The 13,972-nt window shown below is 35.2% G+C and carries 11 protein-coding genes; 4 read left to right on the forward strand and 7 right to left on the reverse strand.

Features of this window, described 5'->3' with window-relative positions; genetic code table 11:
• Positions 1-43: 43 nt before the first annotated feature.
• Entirely contained in the window at positions 44-916 is an 873-nt protein-coding gene (locus tag OS191_RS00895) for a DUF808 domain-containing protein (RefSeq protein WP_267153825.1), read from the forward strand.
• A gap of 326 nt (positions 917-1,242) precedes the next feature.
• Here the strand turns inward: OS191_RS00895 and lptB are convergent, their stop codons facing one another.
• The 4 genes from lptB to OS191_RS00915 form a co-directional block, all read right to left on the reverse strand.
• Positions 1,243-1,983, reverse strand: coding sequence for an LPS export ABC transporter ATP-binding protein (gene lptB / locus OS191_RS00900; RefSeq protein ID WP_267153826.1), 741 nt, complete (start codon positions 1,981-1,983; stop codon positions 1,243-1,245).
• Between the two features lie 416 nt (positions 1,984-2,399).
• A complete protein-coding gene (locus OS191_RS00905; protein ID WP_267153827.1) occupies positions 2,400-2,747 on the reverse strand; it encodes a carboxymuconolactone decarboxylase family protein in 348 nt (115 codons plus the stop codon).
• The gene (gene tatC / locus OS191_RS00910) at positions 2,731-3,573 is read right to left on the reverse strand and encodes a twin-arginine translocase subunit TatC (RefSeq protein ID WP_267153828.1); all 843 of its coding nucleotides are present in this window, start codon (positions 3,571-3,573) and stop codon (positions 2,731-2,733) included. The genes OS191_RS00905 and tatC overlap by 17 nt, the downstream gene beginning before the upstream one ends.
• A complete protein-coding gene (locus OS191_RS00915) occupies positions 3,573-4,538 on the reverse strand; it encodes a KpsF/GutQ family sugar-phosphate isomerase (RefSeq protein WP_267153829.1) in 966 nt (321 codons plus the stop codon). The genes tatC and OS191_RS00915 overlap by 1 nt, the downstream gene beginning before the upstream one ends.
• A 199-nt stretch (positions 4,539-4,737) precedes the next feature.
• Between OS191_RS00915 and recQ the strand changes: the two genes are divergently transcribed.
• Positions 4,738-6,939 (forward strand): DNA helicase RecQ, encoded by a 2,202-nt coding sequence (recQ, locus tag OS191_RS00920; RefSeq protein WP_267153830.1) that lies wholly within the window; start codon positions 4,738-4,740, stop codon positions 6,937-6,939.
• A gap of 240 nt (positions 6,940-7,179) precedes the next feature.
• The gene (locus OS191_RS00925; protein ID WP_267153831.1) at positions 7,180-8,112 is read left to right on the forward strand and encodes a peptidylprolyl isomerase; all 933 of its coding nucleotides are present in this window, start codon (positions 7,180-7,182) and stop codon (positions 8,110-8,112) included.
• 90 nt (positions 8,113-8,202) lie between these two features.
• Here OS191_RS00925 and OS191_RS00930 read toward each other — a convergent pair whose 3' ends face one another.
• A complete protein-coding gene (locus OS191_RS00930; RefSeq protein WP_267153832.1) occupies positions 8,203-9,033 on the reverse strand; it encodes a hypothetical protein in 831 nt (276 codons plus the stop codon).
• Between the two features lie 10 nt (positions 9,034-9,043).
• The gene (locus OS191_RS00935) at positions 9,044-9,790 is read right to left on the reverse strand and encodes an outer membrane beta-barrel protein (RefSeq protein WP_267153833.1); all 747 of its coding nucleotides are present in this window, start codon (positions 9,788-9,790) and stop codon (positions 9,044-9,046) included.
• A 340-nt stretch (positions 9,791-10,130) separates the two neighbouring features.
• On the opposite strand from OS191_RS00935, the gene OS191_RS00940 reads away from it, so the two are divergent.
• A complete protein-coding gene (locus OS191_RS00940; RefSeq protein ID WP_267153834.1) occupies positions 10,131-12,431 on the forward strand; it encodes a patatin-like phospholipase family protein in 2,301 nt (766 codons plus the stop codon).
• A gap of 27 nt (positions 12,432-12,458) precedes the next feature.
• Here OS191_RS00940 and nhaA read toward each other — a convergent pair whose 3' ends face one another.
• Entirely contained in the window at positions 12,459-13,784 is a 1,326-nt protein-coding gene (gene nhaA, locus OS191_RS00945; protein ID WP_267153835.1) for a Na+/H+ antiporter NhaA, read from the reverse strand.
• Positions 13,785-13,972 lie beyond the last annotated feature (188 nt).

The raw sequence follows: 13,972 nt of genomic DNA on the forward strand, positions 1-13,972 counted from the left end.
TTTTTTAAATATTGAATAATAAATATAAAATAATAAATAAACGATGGCATCAGGATTTTTTGCATTACTAGACGACATTGGCGTCCTTATGGACGATGTTGCAGCTATGAGTAAAATTACCACTAAAAAAACAGCTGGTATTTTAGGAGACGATTTAGCAGTGAATGCGGAGAAGGCTTCCGGTTTTGTCTCTTCCAGAGAGCTGCCTGTTCTTTGGGCCATTACCAAAGGCTCTTTTTTAAACAAGCTGATTATTTTACCAGTCGCATTTTTATTCAGTGCTTTTTTACCCTGGGCCGTAACCGTTATTTTGGTGTTAGGTGGTATTTATCTGGCTTTTGAAGGCGCTGAAAAAGTTTATGAGTATTTAGTACCACATAAAGATGTTACAGCTACTTTGGAAGCTGAACCTCTTTCGGAAAAAGAAATTCTAGACCAGGAGAAACAGAAAATTAAATCGGCTATTCTAACCGATTTCATCTTATCGGTTGAAATTGTCATTATTGCTTTAGGAACCGTAGTAGGTAGAGATCTTTTATTTCAAGTATTGGTGGTATCTGTTGTCGCCATAATTGCCACCGTTGGGGTGTATGGTATTGTAGCTTTTATCGTTAGAATGGACGATTTTGGTTTGCGCTTAATACAATTAGGAAATGGGAAGGGGTTTTTAAGATGTATTGGAAACTTTTTAGTGCAGGCCCTGCCTAAAGTGATCAAATCGCTTTCCGTGATAGGAACCATTGCTTTATTATTGGTTGCTGGAGGTATTTTTTCACATAATATAGAATTCCTACATCATGTTTTGGAATCTTGGCCAAGTATGCTAAAGGATTTTGTAATTGGACTAGCAGTTGGATTTATAGCCCTTTTGGTTTTTAAGCTTATTATGAAAGTTGTGGGAATGATTCGTGGATGATGTTCTTATTTTCACGCAAAGACGTAAAGGTTTTTTTATCTTGTAGGTTTGTTATTAGTTTACAGACTAACTGTTGTAGTTGTAGTTTAAGTTGTTTTTTTCGGAAACCTGGCTACTGTCAGGCGGGCGGACAGCCCCGCTAGAACACACTTTTTCGGCACAGGTAAGCAGTTGTAAATTGGTTTCGCAGAGTTGCACGGAGGCATTAAAGAGTTGCACAGAGCGTATTGCTAATTGAGGATTTTCCTAGATTATGATATAAGGTCTTTGCTATGGTAAGTTCCTAAAACCTATTACCTCATTCCTAATGCCTATTAGAAGAAAGCTTACTCTCTAATCTTCTTTTTACGCAGTTCAAAATTCTGACCTAAATAGACCTTTCTCACCATCTCATCATTAGCTAATTCTTCTGGCTCTCCTGCTTTAAGAATGCTCCCTTCAAACATTAAATAGGTTCTATCTGTAATGGCTAAGGTTTCTTGAACGTTATGGTCTGTAATAAGTATTCCAATATTCTTCTTGGTTAGCTGGGCTACAATACGCTGTATGTCTTCAACAGCTACTGGATCGACCCCGGCAAAAGGTTCATCCAATAAAATAAAACTGGGATCTGTCGCTAAAGCTCTCGCTATTTCGGTACGTCGTCTTTCTCCACCAGATAATAAATCGCCACGACTTTTACGGATATGCCCCAAGCCAAACTCGTCGATTAAAGATTCCATTTTATCTTGCTGTTCTTTCTTTGTTAATTTGGTGAGTTGCAGCACACTTAAAATATTGTCTTCGATACTTAATTTTCTAAATACGGAAGCTTCTTGCGCCAAATATCCAATCCCATTTTGAGCACGTTTGTACATGGGATACTTGGTAATATTTGTTTTGTTTAGATGAATACTACCTCCATTAGGTTTAATTAAGCCAACAATCATATAAAAGGAGGTTGTTTTTCCTGCCCCATTAGGGCCTAAAAGTCCAACTATTTCACCTTGATTGACTTCCAGGGAAACATCTTTTACTACTTTTCGTCCACTGTAGGACTTCATTAAATTATCGGCTCTTAACTTCATATCATCAGGTAATAGGTGCTAAAATAGTAAATTAGCTAGACACTCTAAAGATTCTACTTTTATTTATTATAAGTTTAACGGCAATCCTGTTAGACACATATTTTGTATACTCAAAACTTTTAATTCTTTCTTTTTTGCATTGCCCAAAAAAGAAACAAAAAAGTCTAGGCTTACGAAGCTTTATCTAAATTGATCATTCGACACCTAAATTTTAGGAACTCGCTTGAAAAATCTTTATAAATTAGAGATCTTGCTAGCTCAAACAGCCTAAAATTTCACGGCGTTTTCATTTCCAATTTTACAATAAATCTTCGATAGGCCGAAATTATGAGTTTTTATAAACAACTATAAAATATTGAACCTATTGGAACACCAATAAAGATTATAGATGTAAAGAGGATAAGGGTGTGTTAGGTTTAACGTGCCTCCTCTAAAGCGTCCCAAAACTCGTAGGCACGACGTAAATGAGGAATTACAATGGTGCCACCAACCAAGGTTGCAATGCCTAAAGCTTCTACCACTTCTTCTTTCTTTAAACCTATTTTATGACTGGTTTCCAGGTGATACTTTATGCAATCGTCGCAACGCAACACCGTAGACGCTACCAAACCTAATAATTCTTTGGTTTTAACATCTAGAGCCCCTTCTTGGAACGCATTGGTGTCTAGATTAAAAATACGCTTGATGATTTTATTATTATCCGCTAAGATTTTATCGTTCATTTTAGAGCGATAATCATTGAATTCGTTAATTATGTCTGACATCTTTTTTCTCTTGTTTTTCTTTTTTCTTTTGATTTCTGACTACTATTTTAGAAATATAGATACTCACTTGATAAAGTATTAATATAGGAATAGCCACGATAACCTGACTCGCAATATCCGGAGGTGTAATAACGGCTGAAACAATTAACACGATAACCAGTGCGAACTTTCGATATTTTTTTAGAATTTGTGGGGTTACCAATCCTATTTTTGTTAAGAAATAAATGATAATTGGTAATTCGAAAATGAGCCCAGAAGCTAATGCCGATGATCTTACTAAGGAAATATAAGAACTGATATCAATTTCGTTTGAAATTTCGCTGCTCACACTATAGGTCCCTAAAAAGTTAATAGATAAAGGAGTGACGATATAGTATCCAAATAACACACCTAAAAAGAATAAAAATGAAGAAATAATGATAAACCCTCTGGAGTGTTTACGTTCATTAACATGAAGTCCAGGACTTAAAAACTTCCAAAACTGATAAATAACATATGGAAAAGCTATAACCAAACCGGCATAAATAGACGTCCAAATATGAGCAGAAAACTGTCCTGCCATGGTTCTGTTTTGAATTCTAAAAGGAAACTCGTCTAAACAAAAGCTGGTGTCCACCCCAATAAATTGCGACATACGGCAAAGCCACTTATAGGTTGGGAAATCCATTCTTTTAGGACCGAAAATAATGGTATCGAAAATAAAATCTGAAAATATAAACGCGCCAGCTCCACAAATTAGAATAGCCATGGTGGCACGAATTAAATGCCAGCGTAAATCTTCCAGATGATCGAGGAAAGACATCTCGTTCACATTCTTTTTTGTCATTATAAAATGCCTTCTTTAATTAAATCGTGTACGTGAACCACTCCAGCATAACGCCCTTTTTTCTCTACAAGTAGTTGCGAAACACCATGCTTTTCCATCAGTTCCATAGCATCTACAGCCATGGCATTGGAGTCAATTCGTTTGGGGTGTTCGCTCATAATATCTTTGGCCGTCAGTTTTGTAAAGTCGTCTGTTTTACTTAACATACGTCTTAAATCCCCATCTGTAATAATTCCTATTATCTTTCCATTTTCGACTACAGCTGTTACTCCCAGCATTTTTTCGGTAATCTCAACGATAATATCTTTAATCCCAGTTTCTAGGCTGACACTTGGTTTTTGGTTTACCTCAGACATGTCGCTAACACGTAAGTATAATTTTTTCCCTAAAGCTCCACCTGGATGATACTTGGCAAAATCTTTACTTGAAAAACCTCTTAATTGTAACAAACAAATAGCTAAGGCATCACCTATAACTAATTGTGCTGTGGTGCTGGTAGTTGGAGCTAGGTTATTAGGACAGGCTTCTTTTTCAACATAGGCATTTAATACATAATCTGCCTGTTGCCCTAGAAAGGAGTCGATATTACCTGTAATGGCAATCATTTTGTTTTTGGCATTCTTAATAAGAGGGACTAAAACTTTTATTTCAGGAGTGTTTCCACTTTTAGAAATACAAATAACCACATCATTTTCAAGAATAAGCCCTAAATCGCCATGAATGGCGTCTGCAGCATGCATAAAAACAGCAGGTGTTCCTGTAGAGTTTAAAGTGGCTACAATTTTAGTAGCAATAATGGCACTTTTACCAATTCCGGTAATGATGACACGTCCGGTAGAGTTGTAAATTAACTCCACTGTAGCTGCAAATTCTTCGTTAATATAACTGGAAAGGTTAAAGATGGCTTTGCTTTCCATCTCAATCGTTTGTTTTGCAGTAGCTATAATAGAATTCTGGTTGTTCAAAATTTATTATTTTTTTGGGTTGATGCTTTTAAAGAATTTATTATCTTTAAAGTTATTCAAACTCACGTAAGTTTTTATTTGTTTAAATATGCTACAAAGCTAACGAAAAAAAATTGTGGGTTTCTAAATACATTAGGATAATTAATAGCATTTAATTTTAATGTATGATATAATAGTGTAAATTAAAATTAAAAGATTCATGTCTATAATTGAAAAAGACTTACATAAGGCCTTAAAAACATTTTTTGGATTTAGTAAGTTTAAAGGATTACAAGAAGAAGTGATTTCAAGCATTTTGTCTCAAAACCACACATTTGTAATTATGCCAACAGGGGGAGGTAAATCTTTATGTTACCAACTACCTGCCCTCATGCAAGAAGGAACAGCCATTATTGTTTCTCCATTAATAGCTTTAATGAAAAATCAGGTAGATGCCATAAGAGGTATTTCTAAGGACGAGGGAATTGCTCATGTTTTAAATTCGTCTTTAAATAAAACTGAAATAAAACGTGTCAAACAAGACATTGTAGATGGGGTTACTAAATTGCTCTATGTGGCACCAGAATCGTTAACAAAGGAAGAGAATGTCGAATTTTTACGTTCTGTAAAAATTTCCTTTATGGCTGTGGATGAAGCCCATTGTATTAGTGAGTGGGGTCATGATTTCCGACCAGAATACCGAAATTTAAAACATATTATCCAACGTATTGGCGATAATATTCCAATTATTGGCTTAACGGCAACGGCTACTCCAAAAGTTCAGGAAGATATTTTAAAGAATTTAGCTATTCCTGATGCCAAAACGTTTAAAGCGTCATTTAACAGACCTAATTTGTATTATGAAATACGTCCTAAAACCAAACAAGTAGATGCCGATATCATTCGTTTTATAAAACAAAATAGTGGAAAATCGGGGATTGTATATTGTTTAAGTAGAAAACGTGTGGAAGAACTGGCGCAGACACTTCAGGTAAATGGAATTAAAGCGGTGCCTTATCATGCAGGTTTAGATGCAAAAACAAGATCGAAACATCAGGATATGTTCCTTATGGAAGATATCGATGTGGTTGTTGCCACCATTGCTTTTGGTATGGGTATAGATAAACCAGATGTGCGTTTTGTTATTCATCACGACATTCCTAAAAGTATTGAAAGCTATTATCAAGAAACAGGTCGTGCCGGACGCGATGGAGGAGAAGGGCATTGCCTTGCTTTTTACGCCTATAAAGACATAGAAAAATTAGAGAAATTTATGTCTGGAAAACCTGTGGCTGAGCAGGAAATTGGTCAGGCCTTATTACAAGAAGTTGTAGCCTATGCCGAAACCTCTATTTCTAGAAGAAAATTTATTCTTCATTATTTTGGAGAAGCCTTTGATAATGAGACGGGTGAAGGTGGTGATATGGACGACAATATGCGTTTTCCTAAAAAGAAACGGGAAGCCAAAGACGATGCCAAACTGGTTTTAGAAACGGTTGAAGCCACCCACGAAAAATATAAGGCTAAAGATTTGGTACATGTTATTGTAGGAAAAGCCAATGCCTTAATAAAATCTCATAGAACAGATGAACTATCCTTTTTTGGAAAAGGAAAAGATAAAGATAAAAGCTACTGGATGGCTTTGGTTAGACAGGTGCTTGTAGCCGGCTATTTAATGAAAGACATTGAAACCTATGGGGTGATAAAAATCACTAAAAAAGGAAAAGACTTTATAAAACACCCGGAATCTTTTATGATGACTGAAGATCATGTGTTTGATAGTTCTGGTAACGAAAACATCATTACTTCCAGCAAAGGAGGTGGCGCAGTAGCTGATGAGGCTTTAATGAACATGCTTAAAGATTTACGTAAAAAGAACGCTAAAAAACTGGGGGTGCCCCCTTTTGTTATCTTCCAAGACCCTTCTTTAGAAGATATGGCTCTTAAATACCCATTAACCTTAGAAGAGTTGAGTAATGTTCATGGCGTAGGAGATGGAAAAGCTAAAAAGTACGGACAAGATTTTATCAAACTAATTTCTAATTATGTGGATGAAAACGAGATCATTCGTCCAGATGATATGATTGTAAAATCTACAGGAACCAATTCCTCTTTAAAACTCTATATCATTCAAAATATTGATAGGAAATTGCCTCTTAACGATATTGCTTCTGCCAAAGGCATGGAGATGAAAGATTTTATAAAAGAAATGGAAGCCATTGTGTTTTCTGGAACCAAACTGAATATCAATTACTGGTTAAATGATCTTTTGGACGAAGACCAACAGGAAGAAATCCACGAGTACTTCATGGAAGCACAAACCGATAAGATAGACGAAGCTATTGATGAGTTTGATGGCGATTATGATGATGAAGAACTGCGTTTGTACCGTATTAAGTTTATTAGTGAAGTAGCGAATTAGATGGATTAGGCATTAGGGGTTAGGTGTAAGAATTGACGTGTTAGGTGTGAGGGGATTAGGTTTGTGATTGGAAGGAATTTTGAACGTTAAGGACCTTATTTTCTAAAAACCTTTTAGAGATAGTTAATTTTTATAGAAGTCTGTCTCAGTCTATCTCATTAAGTACTAACATTATTAATTTTTAATTATTCATTCTTAATTCCATTGATTATCTTTGCACTTTCATTAAAAATATAAAAAATGCAAGACGGTTTATACGCAAAATTCAACACCAATAAAGGAGAGATATTAGTTGCTTTAGAGTTCAAAAAAACACCTGGAACAGTAGGTAATTTTGTGGCTTTAGCAGAAGGAAATATGGAGAATTCCATAAAACCTCAAGGCAAGCCTTATTACGATGGGCTTAAGTTTCATAGGGTAATTCCAGATTTCATGATTCAAGGTGGATGCCCTCAAGGTTCTGGAACAGGAAATCCAGGCTATAAATTTGACGATGAGTTTCATCCAGATTTAAAGCACGATGCGTCAGGAATTTTATCTATGGCTAATGCTGGACCTGGAACCAATGGTTCTCAATTTTTTATTACACATGTTGAAACTCCTTGGTTGGATAATAACCATACAGTTTTTGGAAAAGTTATTGAAGGACAAGACGTGGTGGATGCTATTGCTCAGGGAGATGAAATAGAAACTCTTGAAATTATTAGAGTAGGAGCAGATGCAGAGGCATTTCATGCCATAGAAGCTTTTAGAACGTTTGAAGGAGCACGTGAAAAACGTATTACAGAAGAGCGCGAAGCTAAAAGAGCAGAATTAGATAAGTTAGCAGAAGGTTTTGAAGAAACTAAAAGTGGTTTACGCTATCAAATTTTACAAAAAGGTACAGGAACAAAAGCCGAAAAAGGTAAAACCGTATCTGTACATTATAAAGGACAATTAGCAGATGGAACCGTATTCGATTCTTCTTACAAACGCAAACAACCTTTAGAGTTCCCAATAGGTATGGGACAGGTAATAGCTGGTTGGGACGAAGGGATTCAGTTATTACATGTTGGAGATAAAGCCAGATTGGTAATTCCTAGCGATTTAGGTTACGGAAGTGCTGGTGCTGGTGGTGTTATTCCTCCAGATGCGACATTGATTTTTGATGTGGAATTAATGGATGTTAAGTAAAAGAGAATATGAGATAATAGCGTTTATAAAGCAAAAAGCCTTGAAGTTTTAGATTTCAAGGCTTTTTTTATTATGTGTTTTTATTCTTTTTTACCCTTTTGGGAACATCAATACAAATTGTGCTCTAAAGCCCCAGTCTGCAGTGTTTCCGTTTCCATAAGGAACTCTAGGACCTACAGCTATTTGTGCAGGTTGTTTCCCCATTTTTATAACTTTAGCTCCAATGAGATGAATATTACCAGAAGTAGAATTGTAATCCCAGCTTTGAGTAAGTTCGGTATTTAAGGCTAAGCTATAACCTCCTTTAAAGTTTTTGGCAATAAAGGGCTGAACAAAAGTGCTGTTTACATCGGCTCTATCAGAAGCGCCTGCAACAGACCATATATGGTTTACTAGGGCTCCTATAGTTAATTGCCCAACTTGTTTTAGAGCTACAGCGGTAGGACCAACACCAAACTTGCCTGAGCCCAATAGATTATCCGTGCTAGTTGGCACAAGTAATACTGGCCCAGCTCCCCAAATAAGACCTCCAGACGTAGGAGCCTTAGGAGAGAAGAAAGCACTAACTACAGCATCTCCGAGCCCTGTTTGATTGCCACTATCTCCAAAGACATCCGATTGAGAAATGATAGGTAAAATTACACGAGCAATTAAATTCCAGTCTTCACTAATACTTAAAGGTATGACTGGTTGGACGTTTAGTGTAAATCGCGTGCCATCTGCTGCACCAATTCCAAAATCTGTATTTGCTTGGAAAGGAACACTAATAAGGCTAGCGATTGGGTTTAAAAGTTGTTTTGCCAATTGATCAGAACCTGAAGTTTCTTCCTGTTGTAATTCAGCTTTATCACTAGTAGTTATTTGAGCATTAGCCAAAGTTGTTACTAATACGAATAGTAAAATTAGCTTTATTTTTTTCATTTGTAATTATTTAGTTGGTTTCTCCATGAGGAGCTGTTTCTACGTCTTGATGTTTTTTGTTTTTTCCACTACCAATTGGAATACCAACGCCTAAATATATGGATCTGTTATATTGCTTTCCTTCAACTGGGTTTTTATTGATATTAACCAAACCGTAATAATATTTTAGGTTAATATTCATTCCCATTTTAGACATTAACTTGTAATTAATACTTCCCATTAATCCGGCATCTAGTGCCGTGGTTTGGTCTTTTATGTCTAACTTATAGCTTAAATCCTCTTTATCAATCACTCTGTTAGTAAAGAGATCATGTGCTTTGTACCTTAAGCCAAGCATGGTTCCAGCTCCTAAATAAAAGCGGTCTCCAAACTTTCTCTTAATAACAAGAGGGACATTAAAATAATTAATTTTACGTTGTACAGAACCCCCTTCGAAAGCAGCATCTAAATCGGGATTGTTTAAGCTGTAAACGGCAATATCTTCAGCTCCCATAGTGGATTTTACAATCACACCTGTATTGAAAATCCAATCGGGACTTTTCTTGATATTCATGTCGAAGTAAAACCCTAAATAAAAATTGGGACCCATATTAGAGGAAATCCCCTCTAAGCTAGAGAAATCTGCTCCTCCATCTAAACCAAATTCAATGTATTCCGAATTTAATTTATCTCCAAATAACAGAGATATTAATACTTGTGATTGAGCCTGGTAGCTTGCTAGTAAACATAGGGAAAGGAGAATAAAATATCTCTTCATTTTATTAAGATCTTTTTAGAGGGTATATTAAACTTCATGGCTTGAATGAGGTATTTTTTTAGCCATAAATAATTATGTACAACCTAAACAAAAGTAATTTTATTTTAATATAAATTAACCATTAAGATGTTTTTTTTAGATTGAATTGTTGTCATGGATTAATAATTATAGTTTGTCGTTTTTTTTTAGATAGATAATTCTACCTTTATACTTTAAGACATCCTAAATGATCTATACATTTATTGAGCACATGATAACAGCTATAACTAAGACTTTTTTTGTGAGTTTGATTTATAGAAAGACACGTTTTTTATTTCCCTGTCTGTTTAGCTTATATCTTATGCTTCCTTTAAGCCTTTTTGCTCAAGACGACATTCAACCTCAAGTAAATAAAAAGCCTAAGGTCGCCTTAGTTTTAAGTGGAGGTGGTGCAAAAGGCATTGCTCATATTCCTGTTTTACAAGCTTTAGACAGCTTGGGAATTGTACCAGATTTAATAGTTGGTACCAGTATGGGGGCTGTTGTTGGAGGCATGTATGCCATGGGGTATACTGGAGATAGTATTGCTAAAATTGCTAGCCAGGCAAAATGGGGCGAACTTTTAGGAGGAGATGTGTCTTTAAAAGATGTAGGTGTAGAAGAGAAAAGTGAATTTGGACGTTATTTGGTTAATTTAGATTATATCAATGGAAAACCTAAAATTAAAGCCTCTCTTTTAAAGGATCAGAATCTTAGAGAATTTTTGTCAACCGTTATGTACCCTGTTTATAATGTGACGGATTTTGACGATTTAGCCATCCCTTTTCGAGCGGTAACTACAGATCTTGTCAACGGTCATGCAGTGGTTATTAAAGAGGGATCGCTTGCTCAAGCTATTAGAGCCAGTATGTCTATTCCAAGTGTGTTTCAGCCTGTGCCTTATAATGAAACCTTATTGGTGGATGGTGGTGTAGTAGATAATTTTCCAACAGGTATTGCCAAAGAATTGGGAGCAGACATTATTATAGGAAGTAATGTTGGAGGAGGCTTACAACCCAAAGAGAAATTAGATAATATAGCGACTATTTTGTTTCAAATGTCTATGTTGACTAGTAATCTGAAAGACCCTGCAAATAAAGCCTTATGTGATATTTTAATAGACCACGTTGGAAACTTAAGTTACTCTACACAGGATTTCGAAAAAAGTGATGCTATTTATAAACAAGGTTTAATAGCAAAATCTGCCAGTATTGATTCATTAGCTATTTTGGCAAAACAGCTAAACACCTATAAACAAAGAGAACATGCATTGCCCGAAATGAAAAACAACATTGTTTTCGATAGTATTCAATATCACAACATAAGCAAAGAAAACTTAAACCTGTTAAAGGCGAGAATGCAAGTTTTTGCTCATAAAAGGTATGATATCAACGAACTATTAGCGGCTACAGACAGAGCTATGGGGACAGAACTTTTCTATCAAATTAACTATCATGTTGAAGTCGTTGAAGGTAAAAATATCCTGCATTTAAATGCTGTTGAAAAAGCAAAAAATCAAATAAGTGGCGCCTTACATTATGATACCCAGCAAGGGGTAGGTTTGGTGGTTAATTATACAGGAAGAAATATATTAGGCTATTATTCCAGATTGTTAATTGGTTTAGATATTGCCGAACAACCTAAATTTAGGATCCAATATCAGCAAAATGTTGGAGACACTAAAAGCTGGTGGTGGCGGGCAGAAACTTTTGGGCAGCGCGTGAAACAGAACTTCTATTTGCAAGGGAATAAAGGGGAAGAATTAAAAAACAGCTATTTTCAAATGTATGGACAGATAAATAAAAACCTGTCATCTATATACAATTATATAGGTCTAGATTTAATTTATAGTTATACCAAATTAAAACCATCTGTAGATCCTTCTTTTAACGACAATGTTTACGATTTAAGAAAGTACACCTATGGTAATTTGGAGGTAAACTTACAGTTTCAGCACAACTCTATGAATCAGGTTTTCTTTGCAACTTCCGGAACATATTTTAATACAAGAATAGGTAGAACCTTAGCAAGTAAGGTGGAGGTATCTTTAGATGTTAATTCCCAAAATGATGTAGAGGGAATAACAAACGGATTTTCGAAATTTAGTTTCTTGTTTGAAAAACGGATGCCCATAACCGAAAAAACATCACTTATTACAGGACTAAGTACTGGGTTTATGTTTATGGACGATGTAGATGCAAACGACATATCTGTTTTAGAATACGGACCTACAGCTAAATATTTTTTAGGTGGAAATTTAGTAAGACCTATTAGAGATGCCATAGTTTTTCAAGGCCTGAAAGATTCCGAATTAATCGCTTCGCAGTATATGAAATTGCATATCGCAACACAATTCAATCCATTAAACAACATCTATTTAACACCTTATGTTAACTTGGCTTCCGTTGGATTTGGTGATTTTGACGATTATATGACAGATGCCTTTTCACCTAAGGGAAACTGGGTTAATACTACAGATACAAGTCTACTTTTTTCAGCAGGAACTACCATTTCCTATAATTCTATTTTAGGACCAGTAAATTTTGATATGGCTTATATAAATGATTTAAATAAAGTGAAGCTCTTTTTTAGTGTTGGACTAAAATTGAGTATTCCATATTAATTGATAAGTTGTTTTTTATATAAACTTTTAGTCTTCGACCTCCGACGTTTCTGGGTCTTTTTTACTTGCTAAGCGTAAAATGATATAGCCTACAATTCCAGAAACTAAAGAACCGATGATAATTCCCACCTTCGAGGAGTTTATAAACACCAGATTGTTACTAAAAGCCAAGTTGGCAATAAAAATAGACATGGTAAACCCAACACCTGCAATGCAGGCAATACCTACTATTTGTTTAAAATTGATGCCAGAAGGGAGTTCGGTTATTTTTAGTTTAACGCCTAAATAGGAGAAGAGACTAACACCTACTAGTTTCCCAACAAACAAACTAATAGCGATATAAGTAATTAAGTCAAAATTTAAATCGGAATCCGTACTTAATACCACTCCTGCATTAGCAAAGGCAAAAACAGGCAGAATAAAATAGGCTGTCATGCTATGGAGTTTATGTTCTAAATGCTGTAATGGCGATCTGACTTCAGAAATTAAATCGTCTAAATCATCTATATACTGTACTTCCTCTTTTGTTAATAAGTGATGATCGTTGTCGTCATACTCTTCTAAGATGTTTTTTGAAACAGAGGTCAGGTTTACCGAAAAGGAGTTGATGTTAATTCTTCTTTTAATAGGAATAGTGAAAGCTAGTAGCACCCCAGCAATGGTTGGATGAATTCCCGATTTTAAAAATAAAAACCAGATAATAACAGCCAATACTATTCCAATTTCAAAGGAATAATGTTTTTTATGATATAGGGTTGCTAATAAGCCTATTAATCCCAAACCAATAAGGATAAATGTCCAATTGATATCGCTGCTATAAAATATAGCTATAACCAGTACTGCCGCAATATCGTCTATTATAGCAAAAGCTGTAAGGAATATTTTTAAACTTAAGGGGACTCTTTTTCCTAAGGTAGCAAGAATAGCCAAGGCAAAGGCAATGTCTGTAGCCATAGGTATTCCCCAACCACCTGTTGTATTTGGGTCTTGATTTAAAAAGAAATATAACCCAACAGGAGCCAGAACACCTCCTAAGGCAGCTACAAATGGAAAACTTGCTTTTTTAAGCGTATTAATTTCACCTGTTAATAGTTCCCGTTTTAATTCTAAACCAATTAAAAAGAAAAATATAGCCATTAGACCATCGTTAATCCAAAGGATTAAGGGTTTTATTAATTCAAAATCTTGAAATGTTACCCCAATCTGAATTTGCCATAAGCTTTCGTATGTTGAACTATAAGGGGAATTTGCCCAAATAAGAGCAATTATTGTAGCGCCAAATAGTAAATTTCCAGCGAGGCTTTCAAATTTTATAAACTTTTGAAATGGAGAAAGAAGGACTTTTTTTATCATTAATTATATGTTCTAGGTTGTTAAAAGTAAACAGCCTTCATAACATGAAAACAAGTGCCTACTAGCTAAAAGAATCATTCAAAAATAATATTTCTACTTTTAAATTCATACGAATTAAAAAAAAAGAATTAGTTGTTTTTAAAAATGTAGCGCAAGTCCTAAATTAGAGGGTCTTAGCTGGGATTTAT

This window comes from Xanthomarina sp. F2636L, assembly GCF_026410195.1.
Lineage (GTDB): Bacteria > Bacteroidota > Bacteroidia > Flavobacteriales > Flavobacteriaceae > Xanthomarina.